The sequence below is a fragment of the Paraburkholderia sp. 35.1 genome (genome assembly GCF_050436525.1).
Classification (GTDB): domain Bacteria; phylum Pseudomonadota; class Gammaproteobacteria; order Burkholderiales; family Burkholderiaceae; genus Paraburkholderia; species Paraburkholderia tuberum.
The window spans coordinates 3,057,594-3,081,280 of sequence record NZ_JBNDMJ010000002.1; the positions used below are offsets into that span (position 1 = coordinate 3,057,594).

Annotated in this window: 12 protein-coding genes and 1 pseudogene; 2 read left to right on the top strand and 11 right to left on the bottom strand. The window is 61.9% G+C overall.

Annotation, left to right across the window (positions count from 1 at the left end; translation table 11 throughout):
• Positions 1-9 precede the first annotated feature (9 nt).
• From OKW27_RS19875 to OKW27_RS19900, 6 genes are all read right to left on the bottom strand, one after another.
• Complete coding sequence (locus tag OKW27_RS19875; RefSeq protein WP_429334541.1) at positions 10-543, bottom strand: hypothetical protein; 534 nt, start codon at positions 541-543, stop codon at positions 10-12.
• Positions 544-642: 99 nt separating this feature from the next.
• Positions 643-2,664: a CHAT domain-containing protein gene (locus OKW27_RS19880; protein ID WP_429334542.1), complete on the bottom strand. Its 2,022-nt coding sequence runs from the start codon at positions 2,662-2,664 to the stop codon at positions 643-645.
• A gap of 2 nt (positions 2,665-2,666) precedes the next feature.
• Positions 2,667-4,268 (bottom strand): metallophosphoesterase family protein, encoded by a 1,602-nt coding sequence (locus tag OKW27_RS19885; protein WP_090812383.1) that lies wholly within the window; start codon positions 4,266-4,268, stop codon positions 2,667-2,669.
• Between the two features lie 176 nt (positions 4,269-4,444).
• Entirely contained in the window at positions 4,445-7,885 is a 3,441-nt protein-coding gene (locus tag OKW27_RS19890) for a hypothetical protein (protein WP_143037345.1), read from the bottom strand.
• A 386-nt stretch (positions 7,886-8,271) separates the two neighbouring features.
• Complete coding sequence (locus tag OKW27_RS19895) at positions 8,272-12,459, bottom strand: DUF4062 domain-containing protein (RefSeq protein WP_090812385.1); 4,188 nt, start codon at positions 12,457-12,459, stop codon at positions 8,272-8,274.
• A gap of 172 nt (positions 12,460-12,631) precedes the next feature.
• Positions 12,632-12,901, bottom strand: coding sequence for a hypothetical protein (locus OKW27_RS19900; RefSeq protein WP_090812386.1), 270 nt, complete (start codon positions 12,899-12,901; stop codon positions 12,632-12,634).
• Between the two features lie 463 nt (positions 12,902-13,364).
• Between OKW27_RS19900 and OKW27_RS19905 the strand changes: the two are divergent.
• Positions 13,365-13,748: pseudogene (locus OKW27_RS19905) on the top strand (transposase); the annotation flags it as partial.
• 639 nt (positions 13,749-14,387) lie between these two features.
• On the opposite strand, the gene OKW27_RS19910 reads toward OKW27_RS19905, so the two are convergent.
• Genes OKW27_RS19910 through OKW27_RS19920 form a run of 3 tightly spaced genes read right to left on the bottom strand, consistent with a single transcriptional unit; the run spans position 14,388 to position 17,333 of the window.
• Positions 14,388-14,735, bottom strand: coding sequence for an NIPSNAP family protein (locus tag OKW27_RS19910; protein ID WP_429334543.1), 348 nt, complete (start codon positions 14,733-14,735; stop codon positions 14,388-14,390).
• On the bottom strand, positions 14,732-16,453 hold the full coding sequence (locus OKW27_RS19915; protein ID WP_429334544.1) for an FAD-dependent oxidoreductase: 1,722 nt from the start codon (positions 16,451-16,453) through the stop codon (positions 14,732-14,734). Before OKW27_RS19915 ends, OKW27_RS19910 begins: the two co-directional genes overlap by 4 nt.
• A 34-nt stretch (positions 16,454-16,487) precedes the next feature.
• Positions 16,488-17,333: an SDR family NAD(P)-dependent oxidoreductase gene (locus tag OKW27_RS19920; protein WP_429334545.1), complete on the bottom strand. Its 846-nt coding sequence runs from the start codon at positions 17,331-17,333 to the stop codon at positions 16,488-16,490.
• A 123-nt stretch (positions 17,334-17,456) separates the two neighbouring features.
• Here OKW27_RS19920 and OKW27_RS19925 point away from each other — a divergent pair, with 123 nt between their 5' ends.
• Positions 17,457-18,389, top strand: a complete 933-nt coding sequence (locus OKW27_RS19925) for a helix-turn-helix domain-containing protein (protein WP_429334546.1) — start codon at positions 17,457-17,459, stop codon at positions 18,387-18,389.
• Between the two features lie 24 nt (positions 18,390-18,413).
• Here OKW27_RS19925 and benC read toward each other — a convergent pair whose 3' ends face one another.
• Together benC and OKW27_RS19935 are read right to left on the bottom strand one after the other, a co-directional pair.
• A complete protein-coding gene (benC, locus tag OKW27_RS19930; protein WP_429334547.1) occupies positions 18,414-21,203 on the bottom strand; it encodes a benzoate 1,2-dioxygenase electron transfer component BenC in 2,790 nt (929 codons plus the stop codon).
• Positions 21,204-22,681: 1,478 nt separating this feature from the next.
• Positions 22,682-23,659 (bottom strand): AAA family ATPase, encoded by a 978-nt coding sequence (locus OKW27_RS19935; protein ID WP_429334548.1) that lies wholly within the window; start codon positions 23,657-23,659, stop codon positions 22,682-22,684.
• Between the last annotated feature and the right edge of the window lie 28 nt (positions 23,660-23,687).

Here is a 23,687-nt window from a genome sequence, read left to right on the forward strand (position 1 = left end):
ATAGGCTCACTATGTCGATCCGAGCGGATGGATGGGCTGCTCGGCAACGCCGCCGGCCGCGGTGACAGCCTCGTACATATGGCCGGCGCCGCCCGGCCCGTCACCCGCCTGGCCGTCCCAGACGCAAATGAAATGAACCTTTTGTGCCCCGCGCCCCAGCGCACGTTTGAGCATCCGCAGGTTGTTGCGCTCGTAGGGCGATGCCTGACGTTCCGCGTCCGTGCGGGGTTCGGGCAGCACGAAAGTGCGCGCGTACTCATGCGCCCGCGCGGCTTCGAAGCGCGCGTGCCAGTCCGAGTTCGCAAAGTCGACCGAGTCCTTCACGAAAACCTGCGGCTCGAAGGGCAGATAAAGATCGAGATGCGCGCCGCGCCCGAGCATGAGTTCCGCGAAGATCAGGTCGCCGCCGCATGCACCGCCGCAGATGGCGAGGTCGGCGCTGCCAGCCTGGAGATCGTCGAGCACTGCAGTCATGTCTTTCGTCACCGCGCCTTCCCGTTCGGGCGGGAAGCGCGGCTGCGGTCGGTCGGGGCGGTCGATCATGTGCCCACTGAAGAGAAAGACATGCTTCGGTGAAAAGTTTTCAGTCACCCTGGCGCTCCTTGTCGATGTCCGCCGAATGGCGTCCCAAGCGCTGCGTGCTCAATAGTTCCATTCAGGTTCTTCACCAGCTGGCAACGCACTGAGCATCTGTTCCGCAATTCCTTGCAGCCCGGGCCATTTCCCGCCGATCATGGGGCCGAACCACTCAAGATAACGAAGGATCTGGCGCCGGGTGGAAAACACGTGAAACGATGATGCACCCGCCAGCTCAACCAAGCTGCGGCAAGCGTGGATCGCCTTGTCCGTCGATGCTCGGTCAGGAGGGAGTGGAACATCCTTCAGCCAGGGTTCGATCAGGCTCAGCTCGGCGATATTGCCGTGGGCCCAGGCGCGGTCGTAAATGGAACCGTTCTCGGCGTCGTTCTGCGATTGGGCGTCCGCCGTGATCCACAAAGGCCTTACCTTGGATTCCGCCCAGTCCGAAAGCGGCAGCCGGCCCAAAGACCGCAGGAACAACGTGAGCGACACATATTGCACGAGCTCCCAAGGATGCGATCGGTTCAGCAGATAGGCTTGCCAATACCAGGTTCGCGCGCGCTCAAGCTTGTCCAGCACTTCGTTGCTGCCTTTCTTCGTCGTGTGGGTAGCGAATTTGAGCGATTGGTAGAGCATGTGCGCTTCGCGCTTCTCGGTGCTCGCAAGCTGCGCCAGAATCCGGGCCCTATGGGCAGGATACGCTTCATTCGCCGCTTCGAGCCGCTCCTTGGCATAGGCAACTTTTGTCTGCACGTGGCGGAGCATCTCCTGACGTTTGTCCTCGTCGAGTGCATGATGACGCTCACTGGTGTTGGATTCCCGGTCGGAAAACGCCACCATGACACGATCCGACACACGCAATGCAGTATTGATGCTGCCCATGGCCTGCTGAATGCACGCGTTGGCCAGCTGATCGTCGAAATTGGGCGGCAGCGATGCATACGCGACGATACTCGCCCAGTCGTGCTGGTCCTTGAACCAGGCGTGCAGCCTCCTGCGCAGGCCGACCAGCAGTTTGCGCGGGTCTTCGCCCCAGAGCAGGCCCTGATAGAGATCCTGCACGAGCATCACCGAGCCGCCGAACGACAACGGGTACTGGCTCGCGATCACGAGCGGAATGCCTGCCTCGTGCAACGCATGTCCGACACTCGCCCCGACACCCGTCACGCCGCCACCATTGCCGCCGTTGCAGCTCGCGAGCGTCACGACGGCGGGCCGCACGAACTTGCCAGCCTTGTCGCGGCACGGCGTGCGCAGGATGCTCGCGAGCCGGGCACCGGAGACGACCTCATAGCCATTCGGTTCTGTATGCGAGATCAGCGCGACGCCGAACCGCTGGTCGTAGCCGCCCGGCAAATCTACGCCATGCGCGAGGATGTGGACATGCGTGTAATCGTTGGCCGCGCAGGCGCGCTCAAGGCTCGCGACTGTCGCGTCTGGTAGCACGGACAGCCGGTCCTCGACGATCTCGAGCCGCTCGTCGTCGTCAAGATCGTCAGACAGCGGGAGCCATGGCGCGAGCGCCTCGCGCAGCGCGAGCAGATGCGCGCCGGCCGGCACTTCCTCGAACCCAGGCGGGGAGGCATAGGCGAACAGTATGCGCGGCTTGCTTGGCCAGCGGACGAACTCCTCAGGCACGCGCCGCGTCTCGCGTGTGATGCAGAGGGGTTGCTGTGTCTGCAGGGCAAGCGGGTGGCCTTCGCCGGGACAGCCGCCGGGCGCGGTCGCGAGCTCGAAGGGCAGGAGCGCGAGCTCAGAGGCGGACAGGATCAGCCGCAAGTGCGTGACCGGCTCCTCGCTCGTGGCGTCGGCGCTGCGGCGGTTGAGGTCGGCGGTCAGGCCGGGAATTTCGCCGAGCAGCTTGCCCAGCACCGCTGCAGTGTCGCTGAGCTGAAATTCGCGCACCTCCGGTCCGAGCTGGTAGCTGAGCGCGCGCAGCCGGTGGAGCATCTGATTGTGCTCGAACGGCACATGCAGCGTCACCGCGCTATGGTTTTCGCACAGCGCGATATAGGCCGTGAGCGGTGAGAGCAACTGGTTGTGCGATGGGCCCTGACGGAGCAGTTCGAGTGTGATCTTGCGCATCGTCAGTTATCCCGAAGGCTGTTGCTAGTGGTATGGAGTGTGAACTCGTTTTCCGCGTGCTTGACCACCTGCCGCAACTCGGCTTTCGCGCCGTTGCCGCCGTCCTTCTTCCATATGGCCACGACCGTGCATGGGTGCATGACCAGTGATCCGGAGCGAAAGCTGTCGAGCGTCGACATGTCGCCACCGTTGAGCACGTCAAAAACCTCCTCAAACTTTCGCGGATCGCTCCGTGTCTCGGAATCGATGCGGATCAGCCGCGCCCAGGTCCCGCTGTTGAAGTACCGCCCCTTGCCGTTTCGGCGGCGTAACGCGCGCGCGAGATGCGTGTGTCCCGCGACAATGATGTCGATCTCCGGGCCGATCTCCTTATCGAGCAGCTCGGCGGTTTCGTCACGCGCCGTGATGTCGAAGCTCCGATCCTTGTCGAGCTTTTCGAGCGCCTCGCGCAATACTTCGCTCGTCGGCGCGTCGCGCGACCACTTGACCAGCGCGGTCACCATGTCAAGCCGCTTACCCTGCTCGTTCGCGACGAACGCGAGTGGATCGACGCCTTGGCGAACCAGGGCATCGGCCACCGCGAGCATGGCGCGTCCATCACGCTCCTGGCGCGAAGCGGGCAGCTCCACCGGATTGAGCAGGCCGCCGGGCACGGGCACGGGCTGCACCGGATCTCCGGCCGGCAGTTCCTTTATTCCCAGCATGCCGCCCGGCTTGTACATGCCGGCCCAGGCGCGCGCGAGCCCCACGTTGGCCAGCCTGATCGCGCTGTTGAAGTCGAGCATAGCCTCGGGCGCGCAGGCCGCAAGCGTCGGCACGACGCCCTCCGCTTCCGGCTTGAGCAGATCGACGAACGGATACTTGCGCTTGATCGAATTCATCACGTCGATAACCATGCGCGTGCCGGCGTTGGGAATCCACGGGTCGACAGTGCGCCTCAACTGCTTGTCCCGGCCGATTTGCCTTATCTTCTCGAAGTCAGCCGGATTCCATCGATCCACCTCGTTGCCATGCACGCACAATACGGACTGGCCACCGACGTCGCAGTGCACGCCCGAACCGTCGAACACGAAATGCAGGCGCGCGTGCGCTCCGCTCGAGAGAGGCGCGTCCTTCGTCAGGATCTGCTTGAGGCGCTCGCGCACCCAGGGCAGCGCGAGCTCCAGATCGTGATTGCCAAGGTTCACGATCAGGCGACGCCTGGCCTGCTGGAGAAAGACCGGGAACGCATCGAACACTGGCCTGAACGTGGGGTCCTGCAACGCGATGCGCTCGAGCTTCGCAACCGCGCCGTCCGGGTCGAAGTAGGTGGCGTTCGGTTCAGCGAGGAAATCGATAAAGTCGCCGTTGATGACAAGCGCGATCTCCTTTTCGGGATCGCGTCTTGCGAGGTCGTTGATCAGCCACGCGAGTTCGCTGGCGGAGCCGAAGATCTGGAAGCCCGGGGTGCCGCCGAGATGGAGATCGGAAATGACGTAAACCTGATCGACGCTGTGCATCGGAATCAATTCGGCCTCCCCCTGTCCAAGTCCATCAATGCGCGGCGCGGGACGCGTGCCCGGATGCAGGCGCGATCGCGCCTGCACGACCTCGCGCCGCGCCATTCTCGCTCTTTTTGTAAGAAGATAGGTGACGCGAATCGCGCCCTGGAAGGCGATGTGTTGCCGAGTGTGCGGCCTCGCACATTGGAAGCGCACTTCCGTCCCGGATGCCGACGGAATCGACGCGGCAGGTCGCAGGCTTCGTCGAGTGTGTTCGCTGAAATGGTGTCAGGCGCCAACTATTTTGAATCGAATAGGGTACGCACCCGGCTCCTTAGCGACGAAGCCTCTATGCCGAATGCTTCATCGTCAAAGATATGCTGAAAACCCAGGTCCCGGAGTTCGGCTGCCGTGTCATTGACGGGCTCGGTCTGCGCGCTGCTCGCAACGAACGGAGAACGAACGTCCTTCGGCTGCCGCATGATGATCGCGATGGTGTCGTCTTGACGTGACATCTCCCGGATTACCTGGATCTCGTGATCCACGCCGGCGTTCCCCAAGGTGCTTCCCGCCGGAAGCAGCAGAATCACGACAGCCGCCTCTGCGATAAGTGAAAACGCCACCCTGCGCCACTCGACGTCCGTGACGAAGAGCTTTGTCGGCAGCGTCGGTGGTTTTGGGTCGAGCACGTTCAGAACCGTCAGCGGGTTAATATCCTGAGGGAGTACGGTGCACGCTTTATCTACGAGATGGGTTTCTTTCGGGTCCAAACTGAACATTCGCCACTTCACCCTCGGGTCCTCGGACGCGTCGACCACGCCATGAAACGACTCTGGCATCTCGTGGATCGCCACGTCCATCGAGAATGCACGAAGTATTAGCGTGAATTGCGCTTTACCCGCGAGCCGGTTCGCAATGAGCGCTTTTGCGCCGCTGGACGAACAGGTGATCTTGTCTCTCGCAATCATGTCCTCCGCGGAGGGACGCATACCGTTTATCCTGGCGAGAGCCAGCTGGTAGCGAACTGAGTCTAATTCGGGAACTCCCTCGTCTTCGAGTTTGCGGAGTTCACGGCTCGGTTCACGCATCAACATGTCGAACAGCGCAATGGCGCGATCCGGCGAGTAGTCTGCAAGCTCGGAAATAAAGTGGGCGAGGAACGTTCGTCGTTCCACCGGATCGCGCGCCAGCTCCGACGAGCTGGCGTAAGCGCGCGCGATGTGCTGCACTCGAGACATATTGGTCGCGATCTGATCAATTGCCCATTCCGGGCCATGCAAAGAGGCAGTCTTTACTAGTCGGACGATCAACCGTGGCAAGCGTCGACGCTGCAGTGCTTCGAACTCGAGTGGAAGTTCGTTGAGCGCCGCCTCGATCTCGCTCGAAGCAGGCGCGTCAGCGTCTCTCCACCGCAGGATCATCCGCAGTGCTTCAAGCATGATCGGCGCAGACTTGGCCACGATACCGGAAGCCAACAAGGTCAGAGCCGCCTTTCGTTGAAATCGCAGGGTTTCATCAACCGTGAAATCAAAGTTGACGCATCCGGCCCACGGAATAAACGTCAGGTTCATCAACCGCTGGCCGGTGATCGCCTGATGCAAACCCGCTATCGCGAATTGTTGATGGGTGATCAGGCGTTCGCCTCGATCGACCAGTACGTCGGGATAAATAGCGATAGGCTCCCCGGAAACCGAGCGCTTCAATAAGATGAAAATTGATTGAACCTGGAAGGGAAAACGGCAACTAGTACAACTCTCGTCTCCACGAATATTTCTTTTAAAGTTTGCAAAACGGGGGGAATCGGCATCCTCATGAATGACCACCGGTAGCGTGATTTCTAGCATCGCCTGGCAGCGAGGGCACGCAATATCGGCAATTCCGAAAGTCGACGCCCCCTCGGTTTCCAAACGCATCGTCCCGGTCGACCGATCATCGGTTTCAGGCATCAGGAGCAAACTCACGACATCGATCGGCTTCGCCTTATCGGGAAGTTGCAAAACGTCATGCCGGAAACGCTTGAAGTAGGCCCTCTCCAGTCTCACGATGCCGAGGTTGGCCGATATTTGGGCCTGGACACGTTGCGCAATATTGGCCACGCCATCACGTCCCAAGAACTCGAGTTCGTCGAGCGCCGCTTCCAGGGACTTGACGTACTCGGATAACGCAACGCTTTCGAGCACGTTCAACTCGCGAAGTGCACAGTCGAGTGCCTTGCGGGCGCGACCCAATGAAACGTCTAGCCCGTGATGTGCAGCCAGTATCGTCATGCTCACCAAGTTGGCATTCGCAGTGACGTATGGCTCGCCGCTGCTGAACTCAATGGCTTCCTCGAGCAAGGCGATAGAGCGATCGAACAGGTCAAACTCGTGAAAATCCCGAAGCCGACGCCCAAGTGCCACGGCAAGCATCCTGATGGCGGACTCTGCCAACTCCGTGTTCTTCGCCGCTCGAGCTTCTGCGATGGAGCGTTCAAACGCCTCACAGGCCTCAGCAAGACTCTTCTGATCGGTTTCGGGTGCCGGGCTTTGTTGATTCAGGTGAGAAAACCTTGTATCGCCAGTCAGACTGACTCCGACCAGCTTGTAGGCAACGGAACTCAATTCATGTTTGCCTGATTCAAACGCCAGCAATGCGGCTGCTCGCGCATACGATCGAACGCGAGACAAGACCTCGGCATCTTTTTCCGGAGATAAGCCTCGTTCCACTTTCATCCAAGCGTTCGCGCGCAAGAGTTGGGTCTGCGCCCCGGCCGACATGTCTCTCGACCGTTCGCGCGCGGCATCCAGTACATCCATATAAAAATCGTAGCGAACGGCGGCACCCTCGTTGTAGCCACGTGGCAACAGATCTATCGCCCGGATCAATCGGCACGCGCAGTCGAACATGCCGTCTTCGTTGCGAAGCTGCTGAAACGTGTCGAACGCCCGATCGAGGTAAATTGCGCTGTCACGCGCACGCTCGATCGACCCCGCTGACGGGCGAAGCTCAGCGAGCGAAGCCGCAACGAGGTTTGCGTTCGCCCACGCATCCGGATCCGCGAGCGGATCGTAGGCTGCCATGAACTCGTTGATCTGGCGCCACGCTGCATCGAAGGTTCGCTCTGCCTGATCGAGCGGCTCCTGCGCTGCTCGCAAGCGACTCAATCCTATTTGAGAGAGATATAGCGAAGCGTCCGCGGCCTGCTGGACTGCACCGGTCACGCGGTAGCTGTCGTGCGCAGTCGTGAAAAGCACCTCTAGTCGGCGCAGTGCGTCCTCGTCCTCAGGAAAACCCTCACCCCGAATAACAAACATGCCCGCGTTGTAGCCCAGCGGACCGCATCTGCGAGGATCGCCTTGTATTTCAGGATCCGCGAGCGCATCCGCACAAGCGTGAAGGGCGTCGCCCAGTTGTTTCCCGGTCAAGCCGCGCGATACCTGTATGTAGGCTTCCGCGCGCAAGTGGAGGAACTCTGATCGGAGTTGAGCGAGATCGATGCGCGCGAGCCAGGCGATGCCGGCATCGGCATGGGCCAGGATTGGCGCAAGCCGTTCGACACTCCGCTCGACGTTCACGCGAAGCAGGGCACGCGCCGCATAATAGTGAAGTCCGACGCATACCTCTGGGCACTGCGAGTAGTCATGGTCCGCGAGCGTCCGCTGGATTTTCTCGATCAACCCCCACAAAGACGGCCCATCTCCCGCGGAGTTCGCCTCCTTAAGAAGAGTCAGGCCGATGTCACGAGGACTCGTCGCGCCCATTCCTTTCCCCTTGGACACAGATCACGAGATCAGTTTAGGCGTACATATGTCGCGATGCCAGACAGTGCGTTGCCCGGATACGCATTCATACGCAATCCTCAGACCTATCGAACAGCGGTCTTCATCCATCCGTCGAGACCGCGACATTCTCCCCACGCTCGAATGTCATCTTCCGATGCCGACAACGTGCCTCACACCGGCCCGGGTGCATCGAGGCCAGCTCTTTCACTTCTATTTCGACGATGCAGGCGTGTTGCGCTCGACGCAAAAGAGCCCGGACCCGCTTCATGGTCACCTCGACGATAATCCGTCGAAGTGAGCGGCATGGACGCCAGGCGCGTTGCAATGCGATCGCGAAGCGGTGGCGCGCGAAAAGCGTTCAATCGCTAATGGTTATCCTGCGGATGATTGCGGTCTTCATTGCCGGCGCGCGCCTCGCCGCCGTGCTCACCGGACGGACCGCCCGGGTGCACGGGCGCCTGGCCGATTCTCAGGAAATAGATATGGCCCGTCGCATCCCCTATGAGAAGTAAATTCGTATCAACCATCAACGCGCCCCTCGGACTTCCTTCACAGACGTAGCGGCCCGTCTCTTCCCCATCTTCAAGCCGCCACACCCGCAATGTGTGATCTGCCGACCACGACAGCGCCTGCCCGTCCGGCAGCAGCAGCGCGCCCTCCACCGTGCTCTTGTGGCCGGTGAGCGTCCGGCTTGCGCCCGTCGTCAGGTCCCATATCCGCAGCGTGTGATCCGCCGACCACAACAGCGCCTGCCCGTCCGGCAGCAGTAGCGCGCCCTTCACCGCCTTTTCGTGCCAGGTAAGCGCCCGACTTGCGCCCGTCGCCAGGTCCCACACGCGCAGCGTGCGATCCGCCGACCACGACAGCACCTGCCCGTCCGGCAGCAACACCGCGCCCCGCACCGGGCCTTTGTGGCCGGTCAGCGTCCGGCTTGCACCCGTCTCCAGGTCCCATATCCGCAGCGTGTCCGCCGACCACGACAGCACCTGCCCGTCTGGCAGCAGCAGCGCCCCCCCAACCGGCTTTTCGTGCCAGGTGAGCGCCCGACTTGCGCTCGTCGCCAGATCCCACATTCGCAGCGTGCGATCCGCCGACCACGACAGCGCCTGCCCGTCAGGCAGCAGCAGCGCGCCCTCCACCACGTCTTCGTGCCCGGTGAGCGCCCGACTCGCGCCCGTCGCCAGGTCCCACACTCGCAGCGTGCGATCCGCCGACCATGACAGCGCTTGTCCGTCCGGCAGCAGCAGCGCGCCTTCCACCGCCCCATTGTGGCCGGTGAGCGTCCGGCTTGCGCCCGTCGCGAGGTCCCATATCCGTAGCGTGCGATCCGCCGACCACGACATCGCGTGTCCGTCCGGCAGCGCCAGCGTCCCCTCCACGGCATCTTCGTGCCCGGCAGGCGCCTCGCTTACGCCGGTCGCCAGGTCCCACACCCTCAACGTGTGATCCGCCGACCACGACAACGCGTGCCCATCCGGCAGCAGCAGCGCGCCCTCCACCGCGCCTTCGTGGCCGTTGAGCATCCGACTCTCGCCCGTCGCCAAGTCCCACACCCGCAGCGTCCGATCCGACGACCACCCGCCACCGGACCACGACAGCGCCTGTCCGTCCGGCAGCAGCAGCGCACCCGCCACCGCGTTTTTGTGCCCGGTGAGCGCCCTACTCGCGCCCGTCGCCAGGTCCCACACCCGCAGCGTGCGATCCGCCGACCATGACAGCGCTTGTCCGTCCGGCAGCGACATCGCCCCCACGACAGCGTCTTCGTGCCCGGTAAGCGTCCGACTCGCGCCCGTCGAGAAATCCCATATCCGCAGCGTGTACGCCTTCCAGGCTCCCGACCACGACAGCACCCGCCCATCCGGCAGCAGCAGCGCGCCCCCCACCGCCTCTGTGTGGGCGTAGAGCGCCTTAGCTGCGGCGATCACCCGGTCTGCGACAGTCACCCGGTTTGCGCCCGTCGCCAGGTTCCATACATGCAGAGTGTCAACCGGCGGGCCCCACAGCCCCGCCGACCAAGCCCCCGACCATGACAGCACCAGGTCGTCCGGCAGCAGCAATGCGCCCCGCACCGGGCCCTGGTGGGCGGTGAGCGCCCGGCTTTCGCCCGTCGCCAGGTTCCATATCCGCAGCATGTCCGCAGACCACGTTAGCGCCTGCCCGTCGAGTAGCAGCAGCGCGCCCACCACCGCCTCTTTGTGGCCAGTGAGCACCCGGCTAGCGCCGGTCGCCAGGTCCCATATTCGCAGCGTGCGATCCGCTGACCACGAAAGCGCCTGTCCGTCCGGCAGCAGCAGCGCGCCCCCCACCGCGTCTTTGTGGCCAGTGAGCGTCCGACTCGTGCCCGTCGCCAAGTCCCATATCCGCAGCGTGTGATCCGCCGACCACCACAGCATCTGTCCGTCCGGCAGCAGCAGCGCCCCCCCCACCGCGTCTTTGTGGCCAGTGAGCGTCCGGCTTGCACCCGTCGCCAAATCCCATATCCGCAGCGTGTGATCCGCCGACCACGACAACGCCTGCCCGTCCGGTAGCAGCAGCGCGCCCCGCACCGTGCTTTGGTGTCCAACGAGCGTGAGCCGGAGCGCACCGCCCACGGGATCAAGCCTCGGGAAAAGCGCCCCCAACCTTTGGCGTGCCAGGCGTGGCGCGATCCTTTGAAGCAAGTCGTCAAGATCGTGCGCAAGGCCCGGCCGAAAGCGGCCAAAGAGCTGGTTTTCAAGCTGATCGGGATACGGGGCGAGCACGTGGGCAGACTTACGCAGTGCGTCGGCAAGCAATTCGACTGCTCGATCCTCCTTGCGGCTTGCTGTCTTATCTTCGTCTTGCTGCATGCTGAGGCGTTCGCAGTCCCCGATGATCGCAGCAACGCCGACCGCTGTGAGCTTGGCATGCAACCAGCCTGGATCGAACAGACAGTCACGCAAGCGTTCAGGTTGGCCTGCCTCGACGCAATGCCAGCCGAACCATCGCCAGGCATAGGAGTGATCGGACGGGATTCGAGCCGGAACGCCCCATGAATCGATCAAGCGCTGGTGAACGGCGGAGCGATTGCCCGCTAGGGCTGCCAATCCCGCCCGCACCACGTCATGCAGACGCACCGTATTTTCTTGCCGATTCCACGTAATGACATGCATCTGGTCGAGGGGACGCAGGAAATCTTCTTCAATCGTGAATTGGTCATTCCCCCACAGCTCAACGATAGCCCGCACCGGAATCGCGGTGTGCCCCGGGAAAATACCCAGCTCGTAGGCTCTAGGGCCGACTGCAGTCTGGCCCTCCTCTATCCCGATCTGCAACGTCAGCCGTACGGCCTGGTTGCGGCTCTCGGCATTCCGTACGTCCAAACCAAAGACACCGCGCCTGGACAGTAACTGGGTCACATGTTGATAGGCTGCCTCGATAGCTCCACGCGCATGGAACTCCTCGATGAGACGTGCGTTGGCCAACTCGAGTAACAGCGCCCAATTACCCAGCCTATCGGCAAGCTCACGAAAGCGAACGTCGTCCCTCGCAACCGGCAGATCACGCGCCAGCAGCGCAGCCGCCTGCTCCTTCGTCATCTCGTCGACGGGCACCGTCTGGGCCGTCGGAATCAACTGCTTGATGCGGGACGTGTACAGCAAACGGGCTGTACCCAACTCGCTAAAGGGTTTCAGATGAAGCGCATTCCATACGTCATCAACCACCAGCAGAACACCGCGCCTCGCGATTCGCTCGCTAACGGCGCGTCGCACGTCTTCCGCCGACATGAATGCGCTGTCCATGTCCCGAGCATCGGAACACAGCGCGTGGTACCACTCGGTGAGGCGAGCCTGAATATCAGGCGCCTGACCCAGCTCGGTCCAAAGCACCCCGCCGGGAAACGCGGCAATGATCTCAGGGTCGTGACATACGGCCGAAGCCAAGGTGGTTTTGCCGAAACCGCCCGCTCCTTGGATCGCCGCAGTGATCGCGACCGCCTGGTGTGACGTCCCGGACAGCAAGTTCCTTTTGATGTCAGCGGTCTCGCGTGCCCGAGCCACGAAGCCCACTGGCATGGGCGGAACGAGAAAGGGGCGCTTGACCGCACCGCTACGCAGGATGGCAGCCAACACGTCGGTGGCTAGCTGCTGCGAGTCGGCGAAGAACTGCCGCGTTTTTTCCGTGCCGAGTTCAGCGCGCAATGCCGTGATGCGCTTGCCGCTTTCGCCGTTTCCGGTCCAGTCGTCCCGATAACACTCAGGCCACTGCTCTCGGGTCGACTCGTCGCTCAGGAATAGCAACGTCGGAATGTGTCGCGTGAGAGCCCGGCGGTACTCCAGCTCGGTGATAGAAAGACCTGCCTCGTTCCCGTGCGCGATAGGAGGAACGAAGCCATAGCGCCAGCCGAAGACGCCGACATAGAGATCCGACTGAGCCACGTCCCTCAGGCAGAGATCCATGGGCCGGTCGTCGGCGGCGGTGTACGCCTCCATGCGTGCGACCTGGAGGCCGCCTTTTTCCAGCGCCTTGAATACGGCGTCGCGATAGTCCTTGAGGTCCACGTAGGTGGAGGAGAGATAAACGCGCAGGGCCATGGTGTGCGGCTCCGGAATGTGCGTGAACTTTCTCTTCTATAGCTCGTTCGGCGCGTAATAGCAAAGGCATCCCCTCGACAAAGGGCACGCCAACAACCATTTTCCGACTTGACAGTAAGCGACTCGATCCGCCCCACCGCGCTCAACGACGCAACTCAGCTTTCTCATCCGGCTACTCGACAGTGCAGCCGGCCGGGCTAATAGCGCCCGTTGCTGCCGTAGAACGCAATAAATCCGTCAATCCGGAATGCTTGTAAAGGCGGGTGTATTCACGCAGAAACTCAAAGCCTTTCGGCTTTCCCACGCCACCCAGAAGCCATCTGGCCCAAGCGAATTTCTCAATAGTTCCAGGCGGCATGTAAGTTTGGCCCCTGTCGTCCGGCTGACCAGATTCGGGTTCGATAGTGATCGGCGTCCCGTTGGCAATAAGCATCATATTCATGCGGGTGCACACAATACTATCAACACACCCCCGGGCTATAGATGCCCCGTTATAACCTTTTGAGGATGCGAAGCAATTGTACGCTTCCAAGGAATATGTTTCATAGTAGTAGGCATCCGCTTGGCGGGCAGCGGTAGCGGGAGAGCCTTCCCAACAGTTTTCCTTCCGCGGGATGCAATCGTTAGGTGTATCTGCTCGTGTAGAGGGTCTGACAGCGCAGGCGATGTTGCCCTGTTTGCCTTGCGGCGCCCGACTTTACAACAGGCGCCGTTCACCATTCCGATCGATAAGGACACGACTCAGAGGCGCCGCCTTTGCCTTTACCTCGCCGGCTGGTCGTGCAACTGATGTTGCATCGAGTCGAGGCGTCTCGGTCTTCAGAACTAGTCGTACTGTGTCATAAAATACTCACAGCAAAGCGATACCTGGTACTATTGAATAATACAGACTCCAGGCGATCGCGATGAAAGAAGATGTCGACGAATTTGACGCGTATCTGAATCATCTGGCGCAGGCGTTAGGGCACGCCGATCGCCATGCCGGCCTCAAGGGCTACTGTTCGGGCCTGGTATTGCCGCTGTCACGCAAGAGCGTCGAGCCGATGGCCGCGCATATTGACCCACTTCACGCGAGTGCGAAGCACCAGTCACTCCACCACTTTGTGGCCAAGGCAGAATGGTCTGATCGTGCGCTCCTGCAGCGGGTACGCGAATGGGTGATGCCCGCGTTAGGCGCGCACGCTGCTGAAGAGGCCGGCTACTACTGGATTATTGACGACACCGGTTTTCCAAAGAAGGGGCGTCATTCGGTCGGGGTGGCACGCCAGTACTGTGGGCAGCTCGGCAAGTCAGTACGACTCCGTGGCAGCGAGGCTGGCCGCCGTGGGGAAGTGAAGCGCGGGGTAGTCGTACCTTTCGTGCAAAATCTGGCGCTTCGCTCCGAAAAGCAGTGACTTTTCAATAGTTTGCTAGATCCAGCTGGGCGTAACGGACGCGGAAACGGCAAGCCTTACTGGGCGCGACTCTCCGGGAGACTACCGCCAGATTTTGCACGGGAAGGACGAATACCCCATCTGTGGGGCAACCAGACTTGAGCCGGTCCCTCAATTGATGAAGCACGCGGGCTCACTGAGGGAGCCCGCTTCGGCCGACATGCGCGTTTCGGGCATTGGGCCGGATTCCGAGCGGACCAGCCGTTCGAGTGAACATCGCATGGCTCCGCCGAGTAGCCGAAATTACAGTAACCGATAGCACCGGTTCCGTAAGCGTTCTGCGGAACTGACATCGGTGTCTTCAAAAGGCAGCAATCTGGCTCTGCGATTGACAGGGTAGTGTCGGCCATGAAGAGACGGTCTACTGTGCTGCCCAGTTCGTCGACAATCGCTCACCGCAGCCGACGCACTATCGTTTCAATCGCTGCAGGTATCAACGACCAGCGCGATCCGACGCTCGGCTGTCAACTAACAGCAGAACTCTCGAGCATCGACCTACTCTGCGACACTATCCAGCGCGGCGGCACGAATGAGCCGTGTCTCCTGTGCCGTGATCAGATGGCCGGATGCCTTGAGATAGGCAGGGAAATCCGGATGCGTATCGCGTGCAAGGCACCGTCGTTCGTAATCTGCCAGATCGTCATACCCCCACAGGTGGGTGAACTGGTTCTGCGGCCCGACCAGACTGGTCCAAAAACCGAGCGGATGTCCAAGCGTCTCGCGCAGGATTGGCATGGCGAGCCTGTCAAACACGTCGAGAAACTCGGGCATCTTGCGCAGCGCGATCGTGTAGACCCGGAAATCCAACAGGGGCTTTGCCAGATACATGGGGCGGGTGCTCATGCGTACACCTTCTCTTTGGAGGTCATGGCTTTGGTGGCGATCGCGTTACCGGTGACATAGCCGAACGTCATGTTCGGCCCATGGGTGATACCGGCGCCCGGATAGTTGCCGCCCATCACGCTGCGGCGGTCATTGCCGACCGCGTAAAGGCCCTCGATCTCGCTGCCGTCGGCCCGCAGCACCTCGCCGGTGACGCTAGTCCCGAGGCCGTCGAACGTGCCCAGATCGCCCATCACGACCTTCACCGCATAGAAGGGGCCGGTCGCAATAGGCGCAACGCAAGGATTGGGCTTGTTGTCCGGATCGGCGAGATAACGGTTGAACGATGTGCGACCGCGATGGAACGACGGGTCTTCTCCGCGCTCCGCATCGAGATTGTAGGCATTGACCGTCATCTCAAGCGCATCGGGAACGATCCCGCAAATGCGCGCCAACTCGCCGATCGTCTCACCCTTGATCAGGTAGCCTTTGCGCAGCAACGGCCCCACTGGCATCGGCGCGGGCTTCGCATAGCCCAGTCCATACTTGCCCAGCGCCACCTTGTCGCAGATCAGCCACATCGCCGTCTCCCGCTCACCCTCGCAGGCGCGGATCAGTGCCGCGCCGACATCGTGATAGGAGTTCGATTCATTGGTGAAGCGCCGACCGCTCCGCAACACGCCAATCACGCCGGGCTTATAGCGGTCGAGCAGATGCGGGAATACGCCAGTGCGGCCCTTGCCGAAGGGCACCTTTGAGACAGGCATCCAGGCCGACGCATCGGCGAAGCCGAGCTTCACGGCACCACCCACCTTCTCCGCCATGGTCAGCCCGTCGCCGGTATTGCCGACGGGCGTGGGCGACAGATGCTCACCCCCACGCTTCACATGCGGATAGACCTGCGCGATACGCTTGAGATCGTGCGGGAAGCCACCACAAGCCAGCACGACGCCGTGTCGCGCGGTGATCCGAAGGTCACCGTCCGCAGCGCTCGCCCGCACGCCGGCCACCTTGCCGTCCTCGCTCAGCAGTTCCTTCACGGGCGTCGACGTGAGGATCGGAATGTCGATCGCCAGTGCCGACTTCGCGAGCCTCGCGGCGAGCGCGTTGCCGCTCGTGACGTTGATCCCCCGCCGGTAGAGCGCCAACTCCTTGACGTGCGTTGCCAGACGGCGGGCCACATAGAGGAACGAAACAAGGGACCTGGTCGCGCGAAAGAAGTGCTTGAGGTCCGCATTCGAGGAATTGAACATCATTCCCATGAACGTGATCGTCTCGAGCGGCGGCTTGAGGCGGCGCATGTCCTTGCCCAGCCCGCGAATGTCATAGGGCGCGGCAAGGATCGAGCGGCCGATGTCGACGCCGCCGGGCGCATCCGGATGATAGTCCGGATAGAGCGTGGGCACGAACTTCATCTCGGTCTCGCGCTCGAAGAACTCGACCATAGCCGGCCCGTTCTCGATAAAGCACTGGACCGCGGCGGCATCGAAGTTGTTGCCCGTCTCGCTCATCATGTATTCGCGCACGCGCTCGACGGTGTCAGCCGGGTTCTGCTGTCGACCGTATTTGCTCAGCGGAATCCATAAGACCCCGCCCGACAGCGCGGTCGTACCACCGAACACGGGCTCCTTTTCGAGCACGATCACATCGAGGCCGCGCTTGCGTGCAGTGATCGCAGTGGCGAGGCCCGCGGCGCCCGATCCGACCACGACCAGATCGCAAGTGATCTCCTTGGTCATATCCAATCTCCTTGTCGTTATGGTGTGATCCAGCTCACGCGGCCGGGGTCGCGTTGAAACCGGGGCGCGGGACCATGTCCATCAGCATGCAATCGAGCCCGCCGTCGACGAGCACCTCCGCGCCATTGACGTAGGCAGCCAGGTCAGAGGCGAGGAACATAGCCGGGCCGGCGAGGTCCTCTGGCTCGCCGATGCGGCGGCTCGCGGTGGCGGCGGCGCGGCGAGCCTCGAAGCCGGGCTCCTCATAGAACTTCGCGGACAGCGCGGTGCGGATCATGCCGGGTAGCACACAGTTGCTGCGCACCCCGCGTGGGCCCCACTCCGCCGCCAACTGCCGCGAAAGCAGCAACACGCCCGCCTTGCTCGGGCTATAGGAACCGCTATTGGTCTGCGGATTGAGCCCCGCAATCGAGGCAACGTGGACGATACTGCCCTTGCCCGCCGCCAGCATGTCTCGCCCGAAAGCTCGAGCACACAGGAGATAGCCGGTCAGGTTAACGGCGATGGCCTGGTTCCAGTCCTCGATCGAGACCGTCTCGAGAGTTCCGGCGCGCAGAAGCCCTGCATTGTTGACGAGCACGCTGGTCGGCCCGAGTGCTGCGCGAACCTCGCCAGCAGCTGCGGCAACCGAGGCTTCGTCCGACACGTCGCAGCCGATCGCCTGCGCCACCGCACCGGCCTTCCGAAGTTCGGCGGCGACCGCTTCAGCGCCGGCAAGATTCCGATCCACAAGCGCCACATGTGCTCCGACTTCGGCGAAGGCGCGTGCGATGCCGGCACCAATGCCGCTGCCCGCACCCGTGACCACGCAGACCTTTCCGTGCAGGTTCAGCGCGTATGGGGTCGACGCAGCTGCGCGATTTTCAAGTTCCTGTCTCATGCAATTACCTTCCTGAAATTTGTATGCGATTACGCTTCTCTGAAATTCGTATCGCCATTGAACGCCTCGAGCGCATATGGAACAATGGACAGAGATTACATAGAGCAGGACATAACGTGCATCATGGCCTCTGACCAGCAGCGCCGCCGGACCGTGCTGCATTTCGCGCTCTATGGCGCGGAAGCGGACCAACCCTGGGTCGACATGGTCCATTACGAACGCATTCCCCTGCGTGCCGGCCGTTTCGACTTCGACATCGAGCCGCACGTCCACGATGCGCTGATCCAGGTGCTCTACGTCACCGCCGGGGGCGGCGAGACCTTCATCGACGGCAAGACCTGGGCGGTCGTTGCGCCATGCCTGATCGTCGTGCCAGCGCGCTCGGTCCACGGCTTTCACTTCCGCAGCGACATCGACGGTCACGTCATCACCGCAGCGCAGTCCGCACTGGAATCGCTGGCGATGACGGCCGCGCCCGAGCTGCTGGAATTCATCCGCACGCCGACCGTGCTGTCGATCGATCCCGACGTCGAGCGCGGCACACCTCTGGACACCCTGTTTCAGTCAATCGGGCACGAGGCGGAGAGCCACGAGCGCTGGCAGTTCACCGCAGGCGCAGCACTGACCATCGCCCTGTTCGTCAAGATCGGGCGCCTCAGCGAGAGCGCGCGGCTTTCAGCCAGTTCCGAGCAGCGGACAATGGCCGCGCGGATCGAACGGTTCCGCGCCCTGCTCGACCGGCATTGCCGTGAGCGGCGGCCGGTCGCCAGCTATGCCGACGCGATGGGCGTGACCACCGGCCAGCTCTCCCGCATCTGCCGTACTACGTTCGGGGTCTCGGCAATCGAGGCGATCGATGCACGCTCGATCCACGAGGCCAAGCGGCTGCTCGGCTATTCGACGCTCAGCGTGAAGCAGATCGCCAGTGAACTGGGCTTTCAGGACGAGGCCTATTTCGGTCGTTTCTTCCGCAAGCAGACGGGACTCCGGCCAACCGAATATCGCTCCGCGGCCCACGATCGATCCTTGCCGCCAGAAAAGGCGAGAGCGGGCTGACTCGCCCTCGCCCCCTGATCCGCTTCAGGCCGACAACCCACCTAGCCTCACGAACAGGTGCTCCGGCCCGGAGTTGGTCAGATTGTTGCCCCGCACATACTGGATCGGCCTTGCCGGATTGAGCGCAATAGCGCCAATCCTGCGGGTCAGAGCCTTCGTCGCGATCAGCGTCTCCAGCCTGGCGAGCGGCGCGCCAAGGCATTTGTGCATGCCGTTGCCGAAACCCAGATGGCCGCTGGAATCGCGGTCGATGTTGAACGTCTCGCCTTCGGCGAACTTGCGGCTGTCGCGGTTCGCAGCCGACAGCAGCAATCGCACCACCGCGCCCTTGGGCAGATCGACGCCCGCGATAGTGGTCGCCTCGGTGGTGATTCGGCTCACGCGCTGGACGGTACCGCGATAGCGCGCCACCTCCTCGACGAACCGGTCAGCGTCGGTGGGGTTTTCGCGGATACGTCCCAGCAGACCCGGCTGCTCGGCGAACATGCGAAAAGCGTTGGCGACAAGGATCGTCGTCGTGTCGTGCCCGGCGATGAAGACGAACGCGCACAGCTCCTTCGCTTCCTTTTCCGAAAGCAGCCCGTCCTTCCACATGCGCGCGATATGTCCGCCGATCGACTGGCTGTCGGTGAGAGCGAGCCGCTCCAGCGCTTGCTTCAGGTAAGCGAAGAACGCCAGCGCGCTCTGCTCGTCAGTGCCGGTCCCCGGCGCATTGCGGGCGAAGCGCCCGAAATAGCTAAAGGTCTCGTCCGACCAGAACTTCATCTTTTCCTCATCCTCGTTCGGCACGTCGATCATCGTGGAGATGGTCGAGATGCTGAGCGGGATCGCGAAATCGTTGACGACATCACCGCCGCCTTTGGCAATCATCGCGTCGAGCAGGTCCTCCGCCCTTTGCGCGATCTGATCGATAAAGGGATCGAGCGCCAGCGGCAGGAAGGACGGCTGGACGACCTTGCGTAAGCGCGAATGGTCGGGTGCATCGAACAGCGTCAGGAACGTCAGCGGCGGCGGGCTGACGACCTCGGAAGAAAACAGCTTCGGGTTGCGGATCGCCTGGTAGACATCGTCATAGCGCGACACGAACCACACGTCCGAAGTCGACGACTGGCAACGCAGCACTGGCGCATGCTCCCGCATCCAGCGGTAGTGCTCGTAAGGATCGCCTTGCGAGCCGTCATCGACCACCTTGAATGGCTCCAACCCCTCGGGCCAGTCCAGTTCGTGTGAATAGGACGGAAGCGTGCTGCCCGTGAATGGGCAGACTTGCGGCGCGCTCTGCGGCACGGCAGACGGGAGAGCGGGGGCCGCCGCGGCCACGGGTGCCTTCTTGCCCATCGCCATGCGCTCCAGCGCCCGGCTCATCGTGGCCTTGGAATGGAGCGCATGCAGCGCAATCACGTCCCGCGCCGCGTTCAGGTCGCCCAGTTCGAAGGCGGCGACAATGTCCCGGTGCTGCTGGACGATATCGCCGACGATCTCGATCTGGTCGGTCAGCGCGCGAGCGATGTAGTCCTGCACGGCCAGTTGCCGGTAGAGCGCGATCAACTGTGCGTTCCCGGAAGCTTCGATCGTGAACATGTGGAAGGCGTGGTTCGCCTCGATGTAGCGTGGAACGTCCGTAAAGTGCCGCCCGCGCACGAACGGCGCCGTCGCCTCGGCGAGCTGGCGGAAGGTGATCAATTGCTCGCTCGACAGCCGGCCCATGGTCAGCTGAGCCGCCCCCAGTTCGAGAGCCATGCGCAGGTCGAAGGCTTCATCGACATCGACAGGAGCGATGCGCTCCTCGCCGGTCTGGACCACCAGGCCTGTACCGGCGAACTTCTCATAATAGAAATTGCGCGGCGTCAGCCCTTCGGACGACAGACAATCGCGTACCGCATCGACCATCGGCGGCGGGCCGCAGAGGTAGACATCCGCATCGCCACCGTTGAGCTGGGAAGCGCTGATGTGGTGGGTCACATAGCCCTTGTCGGGATAGGCACTGTCGGGGCTGGAGACGGTGCAGGCATAGGTGAAGTTCGGCAGGCGCTGCGCATAGGTTTCGAGCCGGTCGATGCCAACCAGATCCTCATCGGTGTTCACACCCAGGATCATGTGGATCGGATACGGGCTGCCGCCGTCCTCGACGATCTTGTCCAGCATTGAGAGGAACGGCGCGAGGCCCGTGCCACCCGCCAGAAACAGCACCGGCCGTTCAATGGCGCGCAGGTAGAAGCTTCCCATCGGGCCGCGAAACTCGATTGGGTCGCCTACTTTGGCGGTTTCGCAGAGCCAGGTCGACATCACCCCTTGACGCACATTGCGCACAAGAAAGGACACGTGCGGCTCGGACGGCCCCGAGCTGAAGGAGTAGGACCGTGTCTGGTCGGTGCCGGGCACCTGGACGTTGACATACTGCCCAGGAAGAAAGCCGAGATCCGCGCGGTTCTCGAGCTCGACCGAAAAGGCGATCGTGGTGTCCGACGCTCGTTGGCAGGCGACGATCCGTCCCCTGTGGGAGGAGGGGCCGGTACCCGAGACATCGGAGTTCGTGGCGATCTGGATCACGCAGTCGGAACGTGGGCTCATCTGGCAGGTGAGAACCTTGCCGGCGCTCGCCTCCTCCGGGCTAAGTGCATCTTCCACGCAGTCGCCCAGAACGTACTCGCCAGACTCGCAGACCGCCTTGCAGGTGCCACACACACCATCACGGCAATCGAGTGGAATATTGATCCTGGCGCGAATGGCGGCATCGGTGACGCGCTCGCCCTCCTCGCACTCGATGAAGCGGGTCACTCCGTCCTCAAAACGGAGGGTTATCTGATGGGCCATGGCGGTGTCTCCTCTAGAGCCGCCCGAACATACCGCTGCGCTGGCGGTATGTTCGGGCGGGGTGGCGCGCGAGGTAACCTTGCTTCTCGCAAGCGCCGGTGGGTTTAATGACGCCAATTTAGAGCCTGAGCCGCGTTCCCCTCAACGGACAGAGACGACGTTCACCCGGACAAAACGTGCATTGTGATGAATGCGGGATGACCGTAGTAATCTGGACGTCTCCCGCCTTCCGCGTCCAGAAAATACACATTGACCACATTAAATCCGCCGCGCTTCGGAGCGGGTTGATCGCCGCTGCTCTGTTCGCTCCGCGTGCGTATTGGCCAAGTCGGGCTACGTCACAGCGTGATGCATTTCGAAGGTGCGCTGATTGATGACGCAGGGCCAACCTGAATTGAACCGGCAAATCGCCGTCCCGGGCGCCCATCGCCGATGCAACACGCCCGCTCTCGGCTCGACTATCGTTGGGCGCGCCGGCGCGTCACGCCTTGGGCAATCAGATCGTGGCCGAAACGACGTTCGTCGTGAGATCGGGCGCACACCGCGACGACGACAGCCGCCTGGCCACCTTCACCCACGATCGTGTGCCCCCTGCGTCAGACTACTTGTCGTGTGACTTTCTTGAAATGAGAGTGTCTGATCTGGTTTCCAAGTTGGGTTGGGTTCGGTTTTTCGCTTCACTTTTCGTAGAGCGAAGTAAAGTCGTCACCAAAAACGAAGTAATGTTGTCAACACCACTTTTGCGTATCGCACACGACCGTTTTGAGCGTCGATAATTGGAAGCTTCCCAAGCACCCGCATCTGCCACACAAGCCCGCGAGCTACGCGTCGCGGTCGTCACTGCCAAGGCAAAAACTGCCTGCCATGCGATTGTAGAAATGTCGTGCGATGGCAATACGATGCTCCCTGCGCATTGCTGGCTTCGTTGCAAAAGCTGGGGGAGATCGGGTCGCGTAAAAAACGCCGCATTGCGCACAACGATACGGTGAGCCCACAAGCCTTGCGTTCAGAATGTATGGTGTCTCCTGCCCGCAATGCCGGCATTGCGTCTCGAGTTTCTGTCGGTGAGCGGGACAGCGGTTTTCACTGAACATCTGATACGTGACGCTGTGATGGCCAAACGACATGCACTGCCTGCAATACCGGAACGACCGGTGATGCCTTCCCCGCTGGCCAGCGTCAAGAAGTGAAGCACACAACACCTTGCCGGGCAGTAGGAGCCTGCGCCTTAATTGCTTCAGATCAACGGCATCGCGCATCGGCTCCACGCCTTCGTACGGGTCAATGCACGCACCCGTCAGCCGGACCAGCGCGTGCCCGGGAAGTCCGTTCGCACGCGCGAACTTCCACAGGATCGACACGATCGATTCGCCTGGTAACAGCCACCTTGCATCGAATATGAAGCCCAATGCCGGGTCAGTCGTCGCTCGTCGAGATTGAGGATCGGGAAACGCGGCGCGATAAGCGCGGGCGCCTCCTTACGCGTGGACGAGCACACGACCGGTTGCATGGCGCGACTGGACATAACCAGAGCGGCGCACTGCGTGCGCCCACAACGATGGGTCCGGACAGTACCCCGGAGCATCCCTGAGTTCGCTATCCTTGAGTATGATTTCGACGGCCCGCGCGAACGATTCCATAGGGATCTCGAGACGGCCAGGCAGGGTCGCCTTGTGATGGGCGGCCTCGAACGCATTCCACAGTACGGCTGCATCGCTGACGAGTCGATAACTTGCCTCGAACGCCTGTGGCAGGTAGAACCTCGTGAAGCTCCATTGCGTGCCTTCGGGATAGGCGGTCTGATCGTATCCGTTCAGACATGTGGCGACATCTTCGGCATTGCGTATGCCATGGAAAGCAAGTTCTTCGACCATCAGGCGCGCGACGATCTGCGTCTTGCCGGCGATCTGCAGGGCACTTTTCTGTGCGAGCAGCTCCTGCTGGCCAACGAGAAACGTGAACAGCTTGATCTGCTGACGGTCGAGCGCATCGTGTACATCCCGCAGCCACTCGTATTCGTTTTCGTTATAGCGTTGGGCTTCATCGCAGAAGAGCAGAACCATCCCGCTGCCAGCGCGCGCAGCCGCTTCCCGGATCCGCAACGAAAGCCGCATGCGTTTCGAGGGGTTGGTGCCCGCGTTTGGATCATGATCGCCGACAGCTTCGAGCAGGTTCGAGAAGAACGGCCCTTCCGCATGCCGCGGCTTGTGTTCACACCGGGCGTGATAGCTCGTCACTTTGGGATATTCCCTCGCAAGCAGCAGACGCACGTATTCTATCGAGCGCGTCTTGCCAATCCTCGGAGCGCCGTATATCAGTGCGCCCGTCACACGGTAGCGAAGACAGCTCAGGACGAGTTCGTAGAATGATTCGATAGCCGGTGTAGCAATCCGGTAGTTTCCGGTGACGAGCGGGTGCAGCGACGGATCGACTGGACGCGGGACCTGAAGCGACATGCCTCCCTCCTATGAGTATCACCTGTCA

Bases quoted from the DNA above. Each gene is read 5' to 3' on its own strand.
- OKW27_RS19900 (WP_090812386.1), bottom strand. From the start codon at position 12,901: ATGAATATGATGCTTATTGCCAACGGGACGCCGATCACTATCGAACCC.
- OKW27_RS19880 (WP_429334542.1), bottom strand. From the start codon at position 2,664: ATGCGCAAGATCACACTCGAACTGCTCCGTCAGGGCCCATCGCACAAC.
- OKW27_RS19875 (WP_429334541.1), bottom strand. From the start codon at position 543: ATGATCGACCGCCCCGACCGACCGCAGCCGCGCTTCCCGCCCGAACGG.
- benC (WP_429334547.1), bottom strand. From the start codon at position 21,203: ATGGCCCATCAGATAACCCTCCGTTTTGAGGACGGAGTGACCCGCTTC.
- OKW27_RS19885 (WP_090812383.1), bottom strand. From the start codon at position 4,268: ATGGCGCGGCGCGAGGTCGTGCAGGCGCGATCGCGCCTGCATCCGGGC.
- OKW27_RS19890 (WP_143037345.1), bottom strand. From the start codon at position 7,885: ATGGGCGCGACGAGTCCTCGTGACATCGGCCTGACTCTTCTTAAGGAG.
- OKW27_RS19935 (WP_429334548.1), bottom strand. From the start codon at position 23,659: ATGTCGCTTCAGGTCCCGCGTCCAGTCGATCCGTCGCTGCACCCGCTC.
- OKW27_RS19920 (WP_429334545.1), bottom strand. From the start codon at position 17,333: ATGAGACAGGAACTTGAAAATCGCGCAGCTGCGTCGACCCCATACGCG.
- OKW27_RS19915 (WP_429334544.1), bottom strand. From the start codon at position 16,453: ATGACCAAGGAGATCACTTGCGATCTGGTCGTGGTCGGATCGGGCGCC.
- OKW27_RS19925 (WP_429334546.1), top strand. From the start codon at position 17,457: ATGGCCTCTGACCAGCAGCGCCGCCGGACCGTGCTGCATTTCGCGCTC.
- OKW27_RS19895 (WP_090812385.1), bottom strand. From the start codon at position 12,459: ATGGCCCTGCGCGTTTATCTCTCCTCCACCTACGTGGACCTCAAGGAC.
- OKW27_RS19910 (WP_429334543.1), bottom strand. From the start codon at position 14,735: ATGAGCACCCGCCCCATGTATCTGGCAAAGCCCCTGTTGGATTTCCGG.